This is a genomic window from Bdellovibrionales bacterium (genome assembly GCA_018266295.1).
Lineage (GTDB): Bacteria > Bdellovibrionota > Bdellovibrionia > Bdellovibrionales > Bdellovibrionaceae > JACMRP01.
The window spans coordinates 625,256-644,826 of record JAFEAQ010000011.1; the positions used below are offsets into that span (position 1 = coordinate 625,256).

General features: G+C 48.0%; 19 protein-coding genes. 9 read left to right on the top strand and 10 right to left on the bottom strand.

All coding sequences use genetic code 11. From position 1 onward, the window contains the following. The first annotated feature begins 19 nt into the window (after window positions 1-19). Window positions 20-1,591: a glycosyltransferase family 39 protein gene (locus JSU04_11780; GenBank protein ID MBS1970982.1), complete on the top strand. Its 1,572-nt coding sequence runs from the start codon at window positions 20-22 to the stop codon at window positions 1,589-1,591. Window positions 1,592-1,642: 51 nt separating this feature from the next. Here the strand turns inward: JSU04_11780 and JSU04_11785 are convergent, their stop codons facing one another. Continuing rightward, window positions 1,643-2,182, bottom strand: a complete 540-nt coding sequence (locus JSU04_11785) for a DUF3465 domain-containing protein (protein MBS1970983.1) — start codon at window positions 2,180-2,182, stop codon at window positions 1,643-1,645. A gap of 303 nt (window positions 2,183-2,485) precedes the next feature. On the opposite strand from JSU04_11785, the gene JSU04_11790 reads away from it, so the two are divergent. The 3 genes from JSU04_11790 (at window position 2,486) to JSU04_11800 (ending at window position 4,243) form a co-directional block, all read left to right on the top strand. Continuing rightward, entirely contained in the window at window positions 2,486-2,776 is a 291-nt protein-coding gene (locus JSU04_11790; protein ID MBS1970984.1) for a hypothetical protein, read from the top strand. Between the two features lie 178 nt (window positions 2,777-2,954). Beyond that, window positions 2,955-3,656 carry a YqcI/YcgG family protein gene (locus JSU04_11795; protein MBS1970985.1) on the top strand — a complete coding sequence of 234 codons (702 nt, stop codon included), beginning with the start codon at window positions 2,955-2,957 and terminating at the stop codon, window positions 3,654-3,656. Then, window positions 3,653-4,243: an urea carboxylase-associated family protein gene (locus JSU04_11800; protein MBS1970986.1), complete on the top strand. Its 591-nt coding sequence runs from the start codon at window positions 3,653-3,655 to the stop codon at window positions 4,241-4,243. The genes JSU04_11795 and JSU04_11800 overlap by 4 nt, the downstream gene beginning before the upstream one ends. A 15-nt stretch (window positions 4,244-4,258) precedes the next feature. Here JSU04_11800 and JSU04_11805 read toward each other — a convergent pair whose 3' ends face one another. The 3 genes from JSU04_11805 to greB all read right to left on the bottom strand — a co-directional run bounded on the left by JSU04_11805 (window position 4,259) and on the right by greB (window position 6,710). Further along, window positions 4,259-4,816, bottom strand: coding sequence for a GNAT family N-acetyltransferase (locus JSU04_11805; protein MBS1970987.1), 558 nt, complete (start codon window positions 4,814-4,816; stop codon window positions 4,259-4,261). 52 nt (window positions 4,817-4,868) lie between these two features. Next, the gene (locus JSU04_11810) at window positions 4,869-5,780 is read right to left on the bottom strand and encodes an HNH endonuclease (protein ID MBS1970988.1); all 912 of its coding nucleotides are present in this window, start codon (window positions 5,778-5,780) and stop codon (window positions 4,869-4,871) included. A gap of 453 nt (window positions 5,781-6,233) precedes the next feature. Then, window positions 6,234-6,710, bottom strand: a complete 477-nt coding sequence (gene greB / locus JSU04_11815; protein MBS1970989.1) for a transcription elongation factor GreB — start codon at window positions 6,708-6,710, stop codon at window positions 6,234-6,236. Window positions 6,711-7,035: 325 nt separating this feature from the next. Here greB and JSU04_11820 point away from each other — a divergent pair, with 325 nt between their 5' ends. The 4 genes from JSU04_11820 (at window position 7,036) to JSU04_11835 (ending at window position 13,029) form a co-directional block, all read left to right on the top strand. Then, window positions 7,036-8,880 (top strand): FecR domain-containing protein, encoded by a 1,845-nt coding sequence (locus JSU04_11820; GenBank protein MBS1970990.1) that lies wholly within the window; start codon window positions 7,036-7,038, stop codon window positions 8,878-8,880. Further along, the gene (locus JSU04_11825; GenBank protein ID MBS1970991.1) at window positions 8,880-10,505 is read left to right on the top strand and encodes a hypothetical protein; all 1,626 of its coding nucleotides are present in this window, start codon (window positions 8,880-8,882) and stop codon (window positions 10,503-10,505) included. The genes JSU04_11820 and JSU04_11825 overlap by 1 nt, the downstream gene beginning before the upstream one ends. Window positions 10,506-10,517: 12 nt before the next feature. Beyond that, window positions 10,518-12,347, top strand: a complete 1,830-nt coding sequence (locus JSU04_11830; GenBank protein ID MBS1970992.1) for a HAMP domain-containing protein — start codon at window positions 10,518-10,520, stop codon at window positions 12,345-12,347. Window positions 12,348-12,411: 64 nt separating this feature from the next. Beyond that, entirely contained in the window at window positions 12,412-13,029 is a 618-nt protein-coding gene (locus JSU04_11835; GenBank protein ID MBS1970993.1) for a glutathione S-transferase family protein, read from the top strand. Here the strand turns inward: JSU04_11835 and JSU04_11840 are convergent, their stop codons facing one another. The 4 genes from JSU04_11840 to JSU04_11855 form a co-directional block, all read right to left on the bottom strand. Beyond that, window positions 13,030-13,704 carry a hypothetical protein gene (locus tag JSU04_11840; GenBank protein ID MBS1970994.1) on the bottom strand — a complete coding sequence of 225 codons (675 nt, stop codon included), beginning with the start codon at window positions 13,702-13,704 and terminating at the stop codon, window positions 13,030-13,032. A 175-nt stretch (window positions 13,705-13,879) separates the two neighbouring features. Next, a complete protein-coding gene (locus JSU04_11845) occupies window positions 13,880-15,145 on the bottom strand; it encodes an ABC transporter permease (protein ID MBS1970995.1) in 1,266 nt (421 codons plus the stop codon). A 3-nt stretch (window positions 15,146-15,148) separates the two neighbouring features. After that, the gene (locus JSU04_11850) at window positions 15,149-15,841 is read right to left on the bottom strand and encodes an ABC transporter ATP-binding protein (GenBank protein ID MBS1970996.1); all 693 of its coding nucleotides are present in this window, start codon (window positions 15,839-15,841) and stop codon (window positions 15,149-15,151) included. A 6-nt stretch (window positions 15,842-15,847) separates the two neighbouring features. Continuing rightward, window positions 15,848-16,297 (bottom strand): DUF3299 domain-containing protein, encoded by a 450-nt coding sequence (locus JSU04_11855; GenBank protein ID MBS1970997.1) that lies wholly within the window; start codon window positions 16,295-16,297, stop codon window positions 15,848-15,850. A gap of 186 nt (window positions 16,298-16,483) precedes the next feature. On the opposite strand from JSU04_11855, the gene JSU04_11860 reads away from it, so the two are divergent. Next, on the top strand, window positions 16,484-17,731 hold the full coding sequence (locus JSU04_11860; protein ID MBS1970998.1) for a histidine--tRNA ligase: 1,248 nt from the start codon (window positions 16,484-16,486) through the stop codon (window positions 17,729-17,731). Here JSU04_11860 and JSU04_11865 read toward each other — a convergent pair. Both JSU04_11865 and JSU04_11870 read right to left on the bottom strand, forming a co-directional pair. After that, entirely contained in the window at window positions 17,728-18,723 is a 996-nt protein-coding gene (locus JSU04_11865) for a hypothetical protein (GenBank protein MBS1970999.1), read from the bottom strand. The two genes, JSU04_11860 and JSU04_11865, sit on opposite strands and share 4 nt — an antisense overlap. Then, window positions 18,720-19,565 carry a TIGR02147 family protein gene (locus tag JSU04_11870; GenBank protein MBS1971000.1) on the bottom strand — a complete coding sequence of 282 codons (846 nt, stop codon included), beginning with the start codon at window positions 19,563-19,565 and terminating at the stop codon, window positions 18,720-18,722. Before JSU04_11870 ends, JSU04_11865 begins: the two co-directional genes overlap by 4 nt. Window positions 19,566-19,571: the final 6 nt, after the last annotated feature.

The window sequence follows — 19,571 nt, forward strand, 5'->3', positions numbered from 1 at the left end:
CCTAACTAGTGCTAACTCCGTGGGATCACTTGTGAAAGGACCTCGCGTGCTGGCTGAGTTTTGGAAAAAATCCAACACCTTACAAAAGGTATTTGTCTTCTTCGGTCTGAGCATTCTCTTCCGTATTTTCTTTGCATCCGTTGTGGGCCTTGCCGACGACGAAGCTTATCACTGGAGCTGGACAAAAAATCTTTCCCTTTCTTACTACGACCATCCGGCGATGATAGCGTGGCTTGAGGCCATCAGCACATCCATCTTGGGCGACACTCGTTGGGGTGTGCGCTTGCCAGCCTTCTTGTGTTATCTCGGCACGGCCTATCTTGCATGGAAACTCGCCCGCGAAGTCTTCGGCATTTGGGCCGCAAACTTCTGTGCCTTCTTGATGCTGTGGACGCCGCTTTGGGGTTTTGGCGGCTACGTGGCTTCGCCTGAAACTCCGTTCATGCTTTGCTGGGTCGCTGCTGCTTACGTCTTCTGGCAGAACGTGCGCGAAGACGGCAAGGCCTGGCCTTTGAAAAAAACCTGGCTGTGGCTTGGCGTGATCATGGGCTTGGGGCTCAATTCAAAATTCATTATCGCTTTACTGGCGCCGGGTTTTGGTTTGTATCTTTTGATGACGCCAAAACACCGCAAAGATTTGCTGTCGAAATGGCCATGGACCGGGATGCTAATCGCAACCGTGATCTGCTTACCGATTTTTATTTGGAATCTGCACTATGACTGGCCGGGTTTTAGATACCAATTCCATGACCGTCACACAACAACCGAGTTCAGCTTCAATCGCTGGCTCCAATTCTTTACAGCACAGATTCTCTTTTATACGCCGGTGGCTTACGGTTTGATGCTCTACACTTTCGGTTATTCATTCGTAAAACGCCAAGAAGCGCGCTGGCGCTGGCTGTTCTGCATGACGGTGCCAAGTATCGTGATGTTCTATCCTCAGCCGTTGTGGGCCGAGTACAAGCCGCACTGGAGCGGTCCTGCATTCTTGCTGCTCGCGATGGGCGCCGGAGCTCTGTGGTCGGAAGGCGTTGAGTGGCATGGCAAAACCAAGATCAAACCTTTTAGCAGTAAAATCACTTGGGGCATTTTAGGTTTCATTCTTTTAGTGAACCTGATCACGTACTTGCCATTCGTATATCCATGGATGCCGAAAGCCGCGCGGGCAATCAACCCACAGGCCGAGTGGCACCCCAAATATGATCTTAGTAATGAGTTCAGCGGCTGGCCGGAGCTAGGTGATTACGTCAATCGCCGTCAGCGTGAAATCCATGCTGAAAGTGGCAAGAAACCTTTTATTGCCAGCAACCGCTACGAAACCACCGCTCAAACTTACTGGGGCACGAAGCAAAAGACCTATATGCTCAGCACCACAAAAAGCCAATACACGGTGACGCAAACTCCGCAAGAGATGGAAGCTCTCCATGGCGACACGGCTCTCTTTGTAACGACAGACAAGTATCCGACAGATCCGATGGGTTGGGCAAAGTTCGACGAGTGCAAGCCTGAGGAATTCAAAACTTACCGCCACGACGAAGTAGCGCGCATCTTTAAAGTTTGGATCTGCACAAACTTCCAAGGCATCAAATAAAAAACCCCGGTTCATCACCGGGGTTCTACGCAAGGTAAATAATTTTACGACTTACTGGTGGCGAGGTCCATCGCCGCAGTATACTTTGCCATTCACTTCAACGTAGCCATCCGGACGATTCTGGCGTGGGTCGTAGTGCAGCCAGTGCAACAGAGCTCCCTGGTTGGTCCAAATGAATTGGCCACCCATAGAAACGACGTCACCGACTTTCAGAGGAATGTATTCACACATATCTAAATTATAAACGGCTTGCATTGTCGCGCCGTTAGAAAGACGAACCACCCATTTTTGGTGTTCCAAACCGTTGCGGTCGTCAGGAAGAAGCTTCGTCACAACCATACCTGAACCTTCAACGAAGTCGAGGCGACGTTTGCTGTTCACCGCTGCAACGATTTTCGCATCGCCGCCTGTCGCTGGTTGGCCAGACTGAACAGGGCCATCATTGTTTTGATCTTCAGAATTTTTTGGATAGTTGTGTTTATCGCGGTAGTCTTGATTGCCATTTTTGTTGCCGTGCTGGTAGTTATCACCGCGCTTTTTATAGGCTACAAAATCATCGGCCTTTGCAACTTGGAAAGAAGTTAAAGAAATTAGAACAACACCCAGGTACAATGCCAGTTTTTTAGTCAATCAAGCCCCCTCTGCTTATTGATTAATTGCGAATGGCGAAACTCTCCCTTGGGTCGAACAGTTTTTCAACTTTAAACTTTAAATGCATATAAAAAGGCAAGAAACGCATTATAAGTAACGTGGCGCTTCTAGCACGTGTAATTATTGCAATATCTTGCTTGAAATCTGTGAAAAAAAACTTAATCTTGTTTCGAATAACAAAAGTTTTGAAGGAAGAAGGCCATGGTGGCCGGTCCTAAATAACAAACTAAAAGGGGAATAACTATGAAAATGATCCTTTCTGCGATCGTTACTTTGTCTGCAGTTGCTGCTTTCGCTAACCCAACTGCTCCAGCTGCTCACGGCACAACTACTACAGCTCCAGCTGCAGCTACTACTGGCACTACTGCTACTGGTACAACTGCAACTACGACTACTACTACAACAACTACTAAAGAAGCTAAAGCGACGACTACTAAAGGTATGACTAAAGAAGAAGCTGAAAAAGCTTGCGCTAAAGAAGCTAACAAAGAAGCTTGTGTAAAAAAACACATGGGCACTGACAAGAAAATGTAATTTGCTCTTTCACGAGCAAAGCATTTCTTAGCTTTGAAAAGCCACTCCTTCGCGAGTGGCTTTTTTTATTTCAGCGACTAATTCCGCCGTCCCCTCTTCACTTAAGTTTTTTGCTCTTTAATACAATTGAGAATTTCTCATGACATAGTTATGACGAGAAGATCAATTGTGACCCTGTTTGTGTTCATTTAAATTAACCATGTTTATGGACACAAATATTGAAACCTCCATCTCTTCCCTTCTCCTGCAGAAAAACTATCCTTGTGTAGCTGCGGTCCAATCTTTTCTCAAAAAAGACTACATCGTCGGCACCTATAAAAACTTTGGCGACGGCACTCACAGTTATGAGCTGGGAATGGCGCTGCTGGATTTTAAGAAACGACAACAAAGTTCCAAATCTCCCTTTATGAGTTTCTGGGCCGTCTTTGAAGACGATTGCGAACTCGATGAAAGCACATTTGAAATCCGGATGTGGAGAGAGCTTTCGTTTCTAACTTCTTATGAGGAGTTCACAGCAAGCTGGGATCCTCATTTTAGTAAGGACCCCAAGGACAAAAACTTTTGTTTTAGTCTGCATGGAAGCGCTTACTATGTCCTTGGCTTGCACCCGCACAGCTCCCGCCTGGCCCGGCGTTTTCCATACCCGGCGCTGATCTTTAATCTCTACGATCAGTTTCGTGCGCTGATGAATGACAACAATGATTTTGCGAAGATGGTTCATATCAACCGTCGTCGCGAACAAATCTTCCAGGGGGATCTAAATCCCATGGTCGAAAAATATGGTGAGACTTGGGAGTCCATTCAATTTTCCGGTCGAGAAAATCCGCCGGATTGGAAGTGCCCTTTTCAATTTGCATTACAACGAGAACAACAACAATGATTAGACAAATACCACCGCAAAAGGGAACGTGTTTTCCTTTGAAGAAGGGCCATCACCTGAAAGTGATTACGCCCCAGCATCAACAAGTCTCAGACTTGTTTTGCTTTAACGCCAACGATTACCGCGAAAGCTTTTCAGCTGGCAGAACCATCGACTACAACGATTCGATTTTTCTGAGCACAGGGCACACGCTGTACTCCAACCAAAGCCAAGCCATGCTCACGATCTGCGAAGACACCTGCGGCCGTCACGACGTCTTGCTCACTCCGTGCAGCCTGAGGATGTTCCAAATCGTCGCAGGCGATGACGACTACTACCACCCAAGCTGTCACGAAAATCTCGCAAGACATTTTGGTCCTTTCGGCATCGATGAGCACGAAATCTCAACTACGTTTAATATTTTCATGAACGTGAAGCTGAACAACAAGGGCGCGATCAAGATCAATCCACCTCTCGCCAAAGCGGGAGACTACGTGGTTTTTGAAGCTTGTATGGATTTGTTAGTGGGACTGACCGCCTGCTCGCACGAAGAAACCAACAACCGGGTTTGTAAGCCGATTCACTATCAGATCTATGTGCCGCACTGAGCGCTGTGGCACAGGTTAGCGGACCGCCGTATATACTAGTCCATCGACCCATTTGCCATGTTCTGTAGGTAGAAAATGTTTTCTCACACATTCTTTTTTCATTCCGGCAGCCTTCGCAATTGCAATAGAAGCCTTATGGTCTTTTTCCATTACGGCTTCTATTCTTTGCAGACCAAATGATTCAAAAGCCACTTTAAGGAGTAATTTAGCAGACTCTTTGGCATAGCCGCGGCCGCGCTGGTGATTATGAATGTGATATCCTAAGTTCGCCCATTGCATGGGATTGCGTTGAAGAATGTAAATAGAAATATTGCCAAGGTGATCTCCCGATTTCTTTTCGAAAATCCCGAAGATATAACATTCATCTTTTTCTGCTGCCTTTTGATGAGCACGTAACCTTTTTTGAAATGCAGCCTTTGTTAAATACTTTTTGGGGATTGGACCATAATCAAACTTATCCACGGGTTTACTACGTGAAGCCATTGCTTCAGACCACTTTAAGAAGTCTTTTAGTTTAAATGCACGAATGATAAGCCTGCGGCTTGAATATATTTGGTTATATGGCTTCTTCATTTTCATATTATTGCAGACTGTGAACCATGATTGTATGCAATTCAATACAGGTTTAATGCACTTCGAAACTGCTTTTAAAAGCATTGTCAACCCGACAGAGCAGCTGCATGTTTTCTATCGTTGCCTTGCCGCCTTTGCTAAACGCAACGATGTGATCAAACTGCAATTGGAACCTCGACTCACATCTTTCACCGTTAGTGTGAATATGTTCGCACTGGTTTTGGGCTCGCTTTAGGACATATCTCTTCACATCTCTCGGAATGTATCGAGTCCCGTCGGTTAAACTCTGCGTCGTCATTTCACCGCTTTCGGGGCTTTTCTGATTCACTCCCCTTTTCTTTTCTGCTTTTTCAATAAGTGCATCAAAGGCGAGACTTAGTAGCTCTTCGTGACTTGGGTTGATGTGTTCATGGGAAATCAGGGATTTTAAATAATCCATTTTTTCTATGAGCTTATTTGTGACCGTGGATCTTATTTGGTAATGAGTTTCAGTCAGCAGACGAATCTCGTCATGAGGTAAGGCAGTTTCCGGGTTGCATCTCGCAAAGAACTCTTTAGCTTCTGTGGTTGTTTTGTCTTTTAAACTTTCAAAGATCTCAGCTTTGTTTTCTTGGCTTAACTCTTCACCTGTAAGCTTTTGATGTTTTTCTATAAAACTATGCGCGAGAGCGATGTTTGAAATATTAAGTTCTCCTGACTTTAAGCCTTCTAATACTTCAGGGACTTCTTCTAAAATCTTTAACACCTTGATTCGGCTATACGCGGTTGTGTCACTCATTTTAAAATGCAAAATTAAACACTTATATAAACTCTCGTAGCCCAATAATAAATATAACTTTCGGTCTTGGATTTCTTGTAAATGCCAGATTAAAACTTGAACGATTTTTCTTTCTTCTTCCACAACGCGCTCAGTACTTAAAAGAAGATCTTCATTACTCAAAGATTTAATTAATTCTTGGTTCATAGCATTCACCTCCGAGAATACTTTTTCTGAAAGAGGTATAACACGTGTTTTTAAAACCAATTTTTACGCCCTATTTTACCATTACAGAGAAAGAAAAATTCGACCTATCTCCGGAGACTCGCACAAATAAATCCATTGCGAGCACACCCGCTAATAGCTCAGAACTGCCTTTGAGCAGAGCCTCTCAACACCTGAATCCCGCGGCGAAATCCCGCCAAAACAACTGTCAAATATATTCATTAAAATAAGTTTATACCAACGCGGAGTTTAACCGACGGTGCCGCAAACGCAATTCTCTCAAAAGGTTTATCGAAATTTTTTGTAGTCACAAAACTGGCGAGAAACGATCCTAAGTTTACAGAGATCTGCCGGCTCGGGCGGCCCCCCAGGGAGGCGAAGCCCACTCCCGATTAACAGGATGTAGAAAGAAGTGCGAACCGAGAACAAAAAAACTTACTTATACTCAATCTCTTCGATTGTGACGTACTCTTCGCCGGTCGGCTTTTGAATCGCCACCTCGTCACCGACTTTTTTGCCGAGCAAGGCGCGAGCGATTGGCGATTTCCACGAAACTTTACCGGCCTTGGCGTCGAATTCGTCTTCGCCGACGATTTGGTAAGTCACTTCTTTTTCGTCTTCATTCATGATCGTGACCGTCGCGCCAAACACGACCGTCGCGGATTTCACGGTTTTTGGATCCACCACTTCCGCCTTGTCAATGCGGCCAATCAGAAAACGCACGCGCTTGTCGATTTCGCGCAGACGCTTTTTTCCGTATTGGTAGTCGGCGTTCTCCGAGCGATCTCCATTGCCCGCGGCCCACGTCACGACTTCGACGACCTTCGGTCGCTCCACATGCATGAGTTCGTGGTACTCCGCTTTGAGTGCAGCGATGCCAGTGGGAGTGATGTAATTTTTCGACTGATCCATTGCCATAATGGGAGATCTTAGCCGCTCTTCGCCACATTGGCCAACTCTGTTTGAACATCCCGCGCATTCGTCACGATCACCCACAAACCTCTCAGTCGCTCGACCAAAGCAGGGCTTCTGCACTCCTACTCGGATCCTGCGCCCGGACCCAGTCCGCAAAGTCCGCCGAAGAACCTCCTGAGAGCCAATTTATTGCTTTCCACAAATCGTTTTCTCCAGTGAAAAGTCCAGCCCTCGAACGCGAGCACTTTCGCCATAGACCTTTGGCTAACTATGCTAAACTATTGAGATATTTTAGCCGAAACGAAATCTGAGGAGGTCTCTGATGAGATCGCAATGGAAAAGATTATTGTGGGCTGCTGTGCTTTCAGGCTGCTGCTTGATGGCAACCTTTGCCTGGTATTATCTCACAAAAACAAATTCGCACACGAATGAGAATGAAAAACCTCTCGCCTTCGTAGGAAAAACGCACGAAGAAATTCAGCGTCGTCCGGCCACTCGTCTCCTCTGGCAAGAAGTTGCGACGGGTGAGCCGCTCTACAACGGCGAAGCGATTCGTACCTCCGACAAAGGCGAAGTTCGCATTCAGTTTGCGGATTCCTCACGCTATCTGGATTTGGAGCCGGATTCTTTGATCGTCATTCAGCAAAACAAGGGTGAAATTGCCTTAGACTTGATGGAAGGTAGTCTCTTCGTTGCCGCCGCAAAAGAAGGAACCGACGGCGCTGGCACATCTCTCGTTTTGAATTCAGCATCCGGTAAAGTTGATTTGAGTAAAGCCTCTGCAAGCTTGTCAAAATCCGGCGGTAGCCAAGTCGATGTCCAAGTCCTCGAAGGTTCGGCTTCGATCAAAGACAAAAACGGCACCAACAAAGTTCTTTCAACCGGTGCTGCGGGCGCGTTGGGTGCCAACGGTCTTCAGTTCAACAAAGCGGATTTACAAATCATCTCTCCCACTCCGGGCAAAGTGGCGTACGTCGATGCGGATGAAAAAGACAATCTCACATTCAAGTGGAAGGGCTTCCCTGCGGGCTTAAAAGTTTCTTTGCACACGGGTAACAGCCGTAAAGACATGAAAGAGTGGACCGCCGTGACGGCTCAAGGCGATGAGAGTTTCAAGACGTCTCTGCCGATTGGAAAACCCTACTGGAAGCTCGTTGCCAAAGATCCTCGCAGCGGCAAAGTCGTTGCTGAAAGTTCCGTCTATCGCACCGACATCCAAGCTCGCTATGCTCCGACAATGGTCTTCCCAATGGCGGATGCGAAGATTCCAGTGAATAAAGCTCCTTTTGATATGTCCTTTAAATGGGAAAAAGGTGATGAGACTTCACACATCGTTTTGGAAGTTGCAAAAGACCCGGGCCTCCGTCAAAAGGTCCTGACAAAAAACTTTACATCTGAAGACGGCTATACTTTGCCATCATTAAATGAAGGCGAATACTACTGGCGCATGTCTTCTTATTATGAGGGTTCTGACAAGCCCGTTCTTGGTAAGATTCAGAAATTCACGGTCTCAAAGGTCGAAGAAAAACCGGTTGCAAAAGATCCTGTCGATATCAAGTGGCTGACTCCGGAAGATCGCATTCAATTTTACTTAGATAATCCTAAGTTGGATCTTTCTTGGGCGGTGAACCACAATGAAGACGTCGCTTCTTGGCGCGTGAAATACTTCGAGGAAGGCGATGATCCGTCAAAATTGCAGACCATTGAAGTCAAAGAAAACAAGGCCGAACCACAGATCACAAAACCGGGCCGTTATATCGCATCTTTGGAAGCGATTGATAAAGAAGGCCGCGTGATTGGTTCGGCTCCGCATAGAAAAATCGCAGTGGCACCACTTCCACTCCTCCCGCCACCGAAGTTGCTGCCTCTTGAAGGGAATCTGACGGCGCAAGCTGATGGCCGTACGGAATTAAAATGGGAAAAACTGGACGGCGCGAAAGAGTACATGCTCACCATCTCGAACAAAGACGGTAAAGAGCTGAAGACTTTGAAATATACAACAAATCAAACGGCATTGAAAAACCTCATGCCGGGTGAGTATCAGTTGAGAATCTCGGCGGTAGACCAGCATGGTCGCACCAGCGAAATCAGTGCGCCTCGTAAATTGATTGTTCCTGATAAGAGTAACTTGAAGGCACCGACTTTAAAGAAAATTAAGGTTAATTGATGCGTCTAGTGTTCGGAATCTTTATCACTCTCACTTTGTTGACGGCCGCGAAGAGCGCGCTGGCGGAGACCTATCGCCGCGACGTCAGCTTTGAGTTTGAAGAAGTAACCGACGCTAAAACTTATGACGTCGAGATCCGCTCTGTCGCTAAAGACGGCACTCTCGGCAAGCCCATGATTTTTAAAACCAAAGAAGCCATCTGGTCCGGCAAACTCGTACCGGGTAAATATACGATGTCATTGCGTGCTCGTGACATGCGTGGTGTTCCAGGTGACTGGAGTCCGCCGGCGGAATTTAACGTGAATTTAGACCCCGTAAAAATCAAATCCCCTCTGGCAAAAGCACAGATCAAAGGGAATGACGCTGAAGAGATCTCGCAGAAATTCGAATGGGAACCGGTCAACGGCGCCGGCGAATACCGTTTCGAGCTGACTTCCGAAGACGGCAAAACACAAATTATTGAGACCGTGAAAGACACTCACTTTACTGCGAAAGTTCCGGTGGCGAAAAATTATACTTGGAAGATCACGGGTTTCGGTCAAAACGATATGCAAAGTGATTCTGTCACGGTCAGCGAATTTGCCGTGATCGGTAAAAAGATTTCCGCTCCGAAAATCACGGCTCCGGAAACAGAGTTCGTCCGTGAAATCAAATGGTCACGCCCTGACAATGTTGACAAGTACGATCTGACTTTAAGTCGTATCAATCCAGCAACAAAGCGCTGGGAAAAAGTGTTGGTCCAAGAGGAGGTAAAGGATGAAACCTTTAACTTCGACGAAAAGCACCCTGGCGGCACTTACCGCCTTGAGGTCAAAGCTAAAGGGAACATGCGTACGGACTCAGAAACGGCAAAGATCAACTTTAAGGTGATCAACGGCAACCGCTCACCGGCTGCCGAGTATACGGCCCTTGTCAGAAAATCCATCGACCGCCTCACCGGCTGGTACGGGATTGCGAGTTACCTCATTACAAAAATTAACTATCATGGTGAAACTCTCGAAAATAATGCGAAGACGACAAACAGCGTGCTCGGCGGTACTGGCCGTGTGGGCGCTGGTTACTTCAGCCCGAATGATATCTGGGGCTTTGTCGGTATCGTTGATATGAGCGGCTTCATTATGTACGGTTCAAACCACACCTACTCGTCTATCGAGATGAACGGCATTCGCCGTTTTGTCGTCGGCGATCTCGGTGAAGCACGCGTTCTTGCGGGTCTTTACTATAAAGAAATTCCGCAGCTCATCGGCACTCCGGCGGTCGGTACGAACGGCACTGTTGAATTCTCGCAAACAGCTGTCGCAGGCCCCCATGTCGGTGGCGAGTACTGGCATTCCCTTTCGCCGAAGCTTGGATTCCAGGTGAATGCACACATTTATTACAACTTATTTACGATGAAGACGCCGAACGGCAACTCCGCAGATCCGCGCATGTCTTATCAGCTGGGTTTGATGGGCAGTTACCGCTTCAACAATCGCTTCACGGGTCTCATGGGTTTGACTCAGAAAATGGATCAAGTGGCTTACAAAGCGAATAAAACCGGGGCAACTACAGAAGCACCGGGTGATTTCAATACGACACAAATTACTGGACAGTACTTGAGTTTCTTTGCGGAATACGGATTTTAGGAGAGGATGCATATGAAGATACCTATTTCAACAAAACTAGTTGGGGTTACAGTAGCTCTGCTATTAGTGGCGACAGTTCCGATTGCTCTACAAACTTCAAAGATTTTTGCAAATAGCTCCATGCAACGTGAGGAATATGCCAATCAGGCGTTCGCCGCATCCCGCGCGACTGAAATTGAAAATATTCTTTCTTCGTTGGTCGATAAATCCAAAATATCCGCTTCGATCCTCTATAAAAGCGTCACGAATCCTGCCGCCACTTCGACAGATGAATTCGAACTGAACTTTACCAAAGATAAACGTTTTATTTCTGTTGAGATTTTAAAACTCCAAGGCCCCACAGTCGAGCTGATCTCTCGTCGTGCGAAGGACGACTTCTTGAAAACCTTTAACCTCGGTCCTGAATACATCACGCGTGTTCGTGATCAACAGAAATTCCCGATTCGTTCTGTGGCGCAAGGTTCTGTTGAAATCCGCAACGGATCATTCGGCAAAGGTCCAGCGATGGTCACGATTGGTCTGCCGTTGGTAAAAGACCAACAAGGCCGAATTACGCATGTGGCTTTGGTTGATGTGGATCTTTCTGTTTTGCAAAAACCATTTGGCGAGCGTTCTGAAAGAACGTTCTTCCTCGTAGACCGTAACGGCGAATTGATTGCTCACCAAGACGAGCAAAAAGCGATGGCTCGCTTGAGTATGGCAGCCTCCCCGATCGTGCAAAAAGCAATGAAAGAGCAAACTCCTCGTCGTCAGATGCGCTTCGTTGATCCGGATACCGGTGCTGAGTTCATCGGCGCTTACAATAAAACTTCTTTTGGTGTGACCGTTATTTCGCAAATTCCTCAGGAGCTCGTTCTCGAGCCTGCGCAAGATGCAAAACGCCAAGCCTTCCTGATTACAGGAATCGTGTTGTCCTTAGCCTTGTTCTTTATCTTCGTCTTCTCAATGACACTGACTTCTCCAATCGAGAAGCTTGCGGGACTGATCGAGATCGTTTCTAAAGGGAATTTCGACGTGAAAGCAACCGCGCACGTAAAATCCCACGATGAAGTGGGCGATCTTGCCAAAGCCTTTGACCATATGACGGACGGCTTGAAAGAGCGCGATAAAGTGAAAAGCCTCTTTAGTAAGTTCCACGGCTCTTCTGTCGCGGAAGACTTGATCAATAAAGATATCGGTGTTGGCGGTCAGTCGAAAGAAGTCGTGGTCTTCTTCTCGGATATTCGTGGTTTTACAGCGTTCTCAGAGAAACGTAAACCAGAAGAGGTCGTTGCGATGTTGAATGAATACTTTGCTGTCATGGTGGGTATCATCAATAAACACGGTGGCGTCGTGGATAAATTTATCGGCGATGCGATCATGGCGATCTGGGGCGCTCCGAAAGGCTCGGACCGCGATCCCCACAATGCTTTGCGCGCTTGTATTGAAATGCGCCGTGGCCTTGAAAAATTGAATGAAGCACGTATCGCCCGCGGCGAACCGGCTCTGATGATCGGTATGGGTCTGCATGCAGGCACAGCGATCTCTGGCACCATCGGTTCTGACGAGCGTATGGAGTACACCGTCATCGGTAATACGGTGAATACCGCTTCTCGTATCGAAGCCTCGACAAAAGCATTCGGTGCGGATTTGCTGGTGACTGATGATGTAATCTCGCGCGTGGGTGAAGAGTTTATCGTTGATTACGCCGGTTCTGCCGAAGTGAAAGGCCGTTCCGATGCACTGAAAATGTATAAAATCCGTGGCTACGTTGAAAATGGCGAAAAGCACATCGTGGCAACTCCGTATTCTGACTACGAAGCAGAAGGCGCGGATAAAGTAAAAATCAAAGACGCGGCCTAATCAGACCGCGCTATCGCTTGCCCTCAGAGATTCCGCGTGAGATGACGGAATCTCTGGAGGCTTCATGAAGCTTATTATCGGTGATAAAAATCTATCGACTTGGTCTTGGCGCGTTTGGCTCGCTTTGCATTCTTACGGCATTCCGTTTGATGAGGTCGTGATTAAACTCAATCAAGACAACACCACTGAAGAGATTTTGAAATACTCCCCGACAGCTCGCGTGCCTTTCCTGATTGATGGTAAAAATGGTATCTGGGATTCTTTGGCTATCAACGAATACCTTAACGACAAGTATCCTGAAAAACAAATGTGGCCAAAAGATATCAACGAGCGTGCTTGGGCTCGCGCGGTGGTTTGTGAAATGCATTCGGGTTTTGCTGATCTTCGCAAGAAAATGCCGGGCGATATCAAAAAGCGCCTGACTCAGTTCGACTCCTCTTCAGTGGCTGGCGACGTTGCCCGCATTCAAGAGATCTGGACTGAATGTCGCAAGGCTCATCAATCAAAAGGACCGTATTTATTTGGTGAATGGAGTTTGGCGGATTGTTTCTATGCGCCGGTGGTCTTCCGTTTTCAAACCTATGCAGTGAAATTAGAAGGCCTGGCTTTGGAATACTCTAAGGCCATGCTCTCACACCCTTCGATGAAAGAGCTTGAGAAGCAGGCCTTAGCAGAAGTTTAATTACTGTGGCTTCGGAGCTGGTGCAGGAGCCGGAGACTTTGGCTTTGCAATCACGTAAGCGTTACGACCCCATTGAGGGCTATCGTCTTCACCGTGGCAAGCGCCGCCGATTTCATAATAAGTCGTGTAGCCCACTTTCAAAGAAGCCGCTGATTCAATGGCAGGAACCAAAGATTTCGGCCAAGTGAAAATCACTTCATTCCCTTTGATATCGACTTTGATATTGTCTTCATAACGTAGACCGCCGTCTTTTGAACAATCTGAGGCTGCACAATCTTGCATACGCACGCTTGGATAAGCTCTGTGTGATTCATTATTCGCATCGAGTGATAGGAAAATGCGATAGTCCGCATACATATTTGGCCAAGCAACCGATTCGGGATCATAAGGCTGATAGCCTACCGGATGGCCTTTTTTATCTGTCTGATTAACGTCGATCCAGAAGTAGTATTCTTTATAGCCGAAAGTATTGTCGATATTCTTCGACATCTTCATCGTCGCTACAAAGTTCTCGCCTTCTCGGGAAAAGCTGGTTTCAACCATATCAGTCCCCACATCGGGGCAAGCTGTAATGGAGTTATCGATGTCGCCAACGGGATCCGTCTTAACGTTGTCCGCGGCAAACGCGTGGGCTGTTGTCAAAAATGCAATTACAAACAATTTCAAGTTTTTCATAGTTACCTCGCAAGGGTTTGCCCAATATCTTGCGAAGTTCGGGCCTGGCTCTGCTCTTTTAAGTTAGAGCTCAGGTGTCTAACAACTTTCATTGACGCCAATTCAGGGGAGCACCCACCTTGAGTGCGTCCTGAATTGAAACATTATCGAAGACATTTTAAGAGGGAAAACGGGCTTAAATCTTAACGCTGAGGCCATCTTTGAGAGCCATCTTTTGAGCGCGATATGCCGGGATCAAGCCGATGAGAATACCACCAACTAGAGTTGCCAAGAGGTAAACAATCTCCGTCGTACCGAGGGCCCCACCTTCGAGGTAGAAACCGAATTCCACTTCAAGCCAAGGGCGCAAGATCGCAGTCCCGATCATCGCAATCGCGGTCCCTAACACAATCCCCGCCAGAGTCAGAAGTGTCGATTCAAAGACAAGGAGAGCCAAAATCTTGGTGGTGCTCGCACCGAGCGCACGAAGAATGGCCATCTCACGGCGACGTTCGTTCAGGCTTGTGGTCAGCGCAATCAGCATCGCCATGAAACCAACAGCGACCACCATCCACGAGATGGCTTTCAGCACCTGCTCGACGTAAGAAAGACTGTGCCAAAGCTCACTCAGAGTCACCCCTGGAATGATCGCGAGCAATGGCTCTTCTTTGTAGTTATTGATCTCACGCTGGAGTCGCAACGTATCGATGCGCGACTTGGTTCTTAAGAAGAACGCCGTGATCTGATCAATCTTGATATCTTCTTTTTTGATCTTATCAGCCCCGATCGCTGTTTCAGGAGTTGGAGCTGCGCCATCTTTCCAGTCGATGTGCATGGCTTCGATTCCCTCGAGGCTCACATACAAGGACTGATCCAGGGCCGTGCCTGTCGGCTTCATGATACCGACCACCGTAAACGGTTTGTCGTCGTGCTTTTGAATGCCTTCACCGTGAGTCACACCGTGGGCGACGACGATTTTCTGACCGAGCTTATAGCCGAGCTTGCGCGCGACATCGGCACCGATGACAACATCCCAAAGGCCCTCGAGAGTTTTTCCCTCTTGCAATTCGATCTTGCCATCGCCACGGAAACGATAATGATCAAAGAAATCATTGGTCGTACCAACGACGCGGAAGCCACGATGCCCGTCGCCTAAAGAGTACGGAATCGTCCATTCAATCGCCGGATTCTTTTTGATGTCCTGATACGTCTGATAGGAAATATTGTGAGTGGCATTTCCCATATTGAACACAGTATATAGAATCAACTGTGTCGGGCCACTGCGCGCGCCAACGATCAAATCTGTCTGACTGATGGTTTGTGTGAAACCGTCTTCAGCGGCACGCTTTGCGCGCTCCACAGACAAAAGCAAGGTCACACTGAGCGCAATCGAGATCACTGTCAGGATCGAAGCCAACGAGCGATTTTTGAGGGATTTGAGAGCAAGATTTAAAAAGACCATGTCTTACTTCCCCTTCCCGGCGTGATTGATGGAATCCAACGCCACCGAGCGCGAGAACAAATGCTGAATACTGCGGTCATGGCTCACAAACAAAACGGTCGTCCCGAATTGCTCGCACAGCTCAAACATCAATTCGAGGAATTTCTCGCGATGATCCATATCAAGGGACGACGTCGGTTCATCGGCGAGAATAAACTCCGGACGGCCGAAGAGCGCGCGAGCCACCGCGACCCGCTGCTGCTGTCCCACGCTAAGCTCCGTCACTTTTTTATCAACCAAAGTGATGATTCCCAAACGCGTGCACAGATGGCGAAGCACCGATACCGGGTCTTCGCCTTTCAGGCGTTCTTTGCGTGAAGGACTGAGATGAATTGGCAGCTCAATATTTTCTTGAACGCTCAAGTAAGGAATTAAATTGAAGCTCTGAAAAATATAACCGAGATGCTCGGCGCGGAAATGATCGCGCTCTTTTTCAGAAAGCTTGGTCAGATCACGGCCGAGGATTTTGACCTCGCCCTGTTCGGCCTTTAAAATGCCGGCAAGAATTTCTAAAAGAGTGGTTTTCCCTGAGCCGCTCGGACCATAGAGATAAACGCGTTCACCTTTTGCGACACTGAACTCAGGAATTTGCAAAGTATCATGAGTCGCGTTCGCATAGCGGAACTGGAGATTTCTGACTTCGATGAGTTTGGACATGTTGAATTACCTATAGGGTTCAATGCTATCCCCGACGAGTTCGAAAGAGGCTTCACCGTACATGGATTTTTTCGTGACCAGGTTCAAAGTGCCATAGACCCAGATCGGGCCAAACGCCACTTCAGTTCCTGCGCGCATTTTGACATAGACCATTTGATTCGGCGGAGGTGCCGGAACATGAATACAAGCCTGCGGGCTTGGCACGAGCAAAAACTCGGTCACGGCCTTCTGGCTGTCTTCGAGGGGCACCATGAAACCCGGGATTTTGATCTCGCGACCGTTCAGGGCCTCAAGCTCCGAACCCGCTTTGCCGCTGACATAGTCCATGGTTCCGAGCAAACGCCAGTCGACCTCGACTCCGCCGCCTTTAGCTCCGCCACCGAAACGATGGAAAGCCAAAGCTCCAATAACCACAGAAAGCACTAGTATTCCGCACGCGATCATCCACTTTTTCATACCCACCACTATCCCCCCACCCCCACCAAAACGCAACTCATTTGCAACTCCGAAAAGGTACCAGGTCGCTTTTCGGAATTGACATTCTGACCTATGAGAAACCCCTCCGACTTACTGCCCCTTGGAGCGTTGCGTCCCGGAAAAGCGACCTGGTACCTTTTCGGGGTTCTATGGTAGGTTGCGGGGATGAGTACGAAATTCCAGAGGGTCCGTGGGACTCGCGATTTGTTGCCAGAAGATAATGTTAAATTCCGTTTCGTGGAGTCCACAGCCCATAAGCTTTCTTTGCTCTACGGCTATGGCGAAATCGAAACGCCGATCTTTGAATTCTCTGAAGTCTTCCATCGTACTCTCGGCGAAACTTCCGACGTCGTCAGCAAAGAGACTTACACGTTTGCAGACCGAGGCGGCGATAGCATCACTCTTCGCCCTGAAGGGACTGCGGGTGTTGCGCGCGCGTTCGTGTCGGAAGGCATGGCGCAAAACTTGCCATTGAAGTTTTACTATTCAGGCCCGATGTTCCGCTACGAGCGCCCGCAAAAAGGCCGCTACCGCCAGTTCAAGCAACTCGGTGTTGAGTGCCTTGGCGTGGATTCCCCGCTCGCAGATGCTGAGTGCATTGCGATGGCTTGGGATTTGCTCAATCAAATCGGTATTGCCGGCAAATGCCACTTGGAGCTCAATACTTTGGGCGATAACGAAAGCCGCGCGAACTACCGCGATGCTTTGGTGGCTTACTTCAGCCAGCACAAAGAAAAGCTATCGGCTGACAGCAAAGTACGCCTTGAGAAAAATCCATTGCGTATTCTCGACTCTAAAGACGAAGGTGATCGCGCTATTATTGCCAATGCCCCGTCTTTGCACGATCACTTGAATGAAACTTCGAAAAAATTCTTCGATGATTTGCTGAAAGCCATTCGCTCATTGGGCATTCCGTGCGAGATCAATCAAAAACTCGTGCGCGGTTTGGATTACTATTGCCATACGGTTTTTGAATTCGTCACCGAAGAACTCGGCGCTCAAGGCACGGTTCTCGCTGGTGGACGCTATGACGGCCTCATCGAAATGATGGGTGGACCGAAAACTCCGGGCGTCGGCTGGGCTGCGGGTATAGACCGCCTTTCAGACCTCGTTCCTGCTGAGAAATATCAAAAGCACGAAGCCTTGCTCGCGATCATCCCAGCAGATGAGACCGGCGAAGCAGAATCTTTGAAAGTCGCACACAAACTTCGTTCACACGGTTTGAAATGCGAAATGATTATCTCAGGTAAAATGGGTAAGCGCTTCCAAAAGGCCGACAAGATGGGCGCCACACACGCGCTGGTCATGGGTGAAAACGAAGTCAAAGCCCACCATATCGCGGTCAAAGATTTGAAATCAGGCCTGCAAGAAAATCTCTCTGCAGACGAGCTGATTAAAAAACTCAAACACTAGAAACAACGATTCAGGGAGACATTAACGATGCTCCCATCGTACTTCGTAAGCCTTCCCTCTCCACACGCAGTAAAGGCTAAAGTCTCCGTTTTTCCGACATACAAACTTCCCAGCGCTGTTGGGCTGACATTCGTTCCGGCCAAAAAGGTCGTCGTGATAGAACCCGACACCGGCAAGCAGCAGGTATTGCTATGAACCAAACCGCTCAGAGTCGACGTCCCAATTACTTGCAAGCCATTATGGTAAACTGTCACCGTACCCGACACGGAACGCGACGTTGCACCAGATGAACTCTCGGTAATATTCAAAGTTCCATACACGGTCTGATCAAAGTCACCGACAACATTCACGCGATGGCCGAAAGTAATTTGGTCACGAGCGCCCACGCTATTGAAGCTGACCGACACACCATAACCACCATTCACGATGGTCGCGAGTGTTGCCGAATCAAAATTAGACAAATTCGTTGTATGATTATCGATGGCTAAATATGTGCCCGCAGCACTCTGACGCACTAAAGACGACGGAGTGGTTGAACCCGAAGCAGTTACATACTGACGCTTCAATGTTGAGTTCACCCCCGGATGCGGGAATGTTCCGCAGCTCGCAGTGCCTGAAGACATAATTAAAGCCTGTGTCCCTGTGAAACTTGCGGTTGAACCAGAAAATTTACAAGAGCTGTAATTCAGCCACATCGTTCCGCCGCTCGTAGCACAACCAGTTCCGGTTGTTGCAAAGGTTGGACAGACTCCACCTAGCGGAGATACCGTTGCAGCCGTGCTCATCACCTTCATCTCGCTCGCACCACCAGAAGCAGAACTGCTGAGAGCTCCACCAATCGCGCCAGCCACCGCACCCGATGCCGAAGTATCTTCAACGAGTGGATTACCAGTCGTCGTTCCACCTGAGCCTGAAGAAGAGCAGGCCACTTGCATCCCAAGCAAAAGACTTACAAAGGCCGATAATAGATTTTTTGAAGTGCGCAAACTCATGACTTACTCCCATTTTGCTTTTGCGTCAGCGGAAACAAAGCCACTTCCATATGATAAACTGTTTCTCCATCTTGCTCCGTCGCAGTGAGGGCCTGGATTTTTTGAATCGCTTCCTCGGCAATCGCGCGGGCTTTCAGAAAATTCTTTTCACTCAGAGAACACGTATGCCCCATAATATTGCGTTCCTCGCGAGGAACTTTGTCAATGGCCTCGCCGGCCAGTCGCATGATTTCCCGATGAAAGTGCGACAGTCCCACTCGATAGATGCCACCTTGGCAATTCAAGGCTTCTGTCGGAGCCAGGATCTTGCCGTTCTTACTCCGCTCGAGGAATTTGTATTTGAATAAAAACTCCAGCGTGTCCTTTACTTCTTTCAGCGATACTTGAAAGCGTAGCTGCTCTTGAATCCATTCTGGATCATCTTTAAAACCTTTGAGCGTCGCCATTTCACGGATTGCGACATAATACCAATGGGTCAAGTACTGATAAGCCGCCGTTTCACGCTCGTTATGAGAGCGGAACTGGCTGAACTTTTTCATACGCTCGAGCGCCATCACTCGAGCATCGTGGGAATCCGACGTTCCCAGGACCAGTAAACAATCCAAGAAAGATTGCTCGTTTGCATTCAAGTTCAAGTGTGGAATCATTTTCGCTAAAGCTGCGGCCGAAATCGGGCGAGTGCCATTCAAAACCATCGGCAAGTATCCCGACGCAAGACCTGCGGCCTTCGCCAGTGAACGCAACGAAAAACGAGATTGAGTGGCTTTTAAATAAGCCACCCAGTCCTTCAAAAATGCCAGATGATCGTGGTATGCGAAAATATCTGGTCGTTGCGTTTTCACGTTCAT

Excerpts from the sequence above, each read along its gene's own strand:
- JSU04_11790 (MBS1970984.1), top strand. The coding sequence starts at position 2,486 with ATGAAAATGATCCTTTCTGCGATCGTTACTTTGTCTGCAGTTGCTGCT.
- JSU04_11800 (MBS1970986.1), top strand. The coding sequence starts at position 3,653 with ATGATTAGACAAATACCACCGCAAAAGGGAACGTGTTTTCCTTTGAAG.
- JSU04_11805 (MBS1970987.1), bottom strand. The coding sequence starts at position 4,816 with ATGAAGAAGCCATATAACCAAATATATTCAAGCCGCAGGCTTATCATT.
- JSU04_11810 (MBS1970988.1), bottom strand. The coding sequence starts at position 5,780 with ATGAACCAAGAATTAATTAAATCTTTGAGTAATGAAGATCTTCTTTTA.
- greB (MBS1970989.1), bottom strand. The coding sequence starts at position 6,710 with ATGGATCAGTCGAAAAATTACATCACTCCCACTGGCATCGCTGCACTC.
- JSU04_11820 (MBS1970990.1), top strand. The coding sequence starts at position 7,036 with ATGAGATCGCAATGGAAAAGATTATTGTGGGCTGCTGTGCTTTCAGGC.
- JSU04_11825 (MBS1970991.1), top strand. The coding sequence starts at position 8,880 with ATGCGTCTAGTGTTCGGAATCTTTATCACTCTCACTTTGTTGACGGCC.
- JSU04_11830 (MBS1970992.1), top strand. The coding sequence starts at position 10,518 with ATGAAGATACCTATTTCAACAAAACTAGTTGGGGTTACAGTAGCTCTG.
- JSU04_11835 (MBS1970993.1), top strand. The coding sequence starts at position 12,412 with ATGAAGCTTATTATCGGTGATAAAAATCTATCGACTTGGTCTTGGCGC.
- JSU04_11840 (MBS1970994.1), bottom strand. The coding sequence starts at position 13,704 with ATGAAAAACTTGAAATTGTTTGTAATTGCATTTTTGACAACAGCCCAC.
- JSU04_11845 (MBS1970995.1), bottom strand. The coding sequence starts at position 15,145 with ATGGTCTTTTTAAATCTTGCTCTCAAATCCCTCAAAAATCGCTCGTTG.
- JSU04_11850 (MBS1970996.1), bottom strand. The coding sequence starts at position 15,841 with ATGTCCAAACTCATCGAAGTCAGAAATCTCCAGTTCCGCTATGCGAAC.
- JSU04_11855 (MBS1970997.1), bottom strand. The coding sequence starts at position 16,297 with ATGAAAAAGTGGATGATCGCGTGCGGAATACTAGTGCTTTCTGTGGTT.
- JSU04_11860 (MBS1970998.1), top strand. The coding sequence starts at position 16,484 with ATGAGTACGAAATTCCAGAGGGTCCGTGGGACTCGCGATTTGTTGCCA.
- JSU04_11865 (MBS1970999.1), bottom strand. The coding sequence starts at position 18,723 with ATGAGTTTGCGCACTTCAAAAAATCTATTATCGGCCTTTGTAAGTCTT.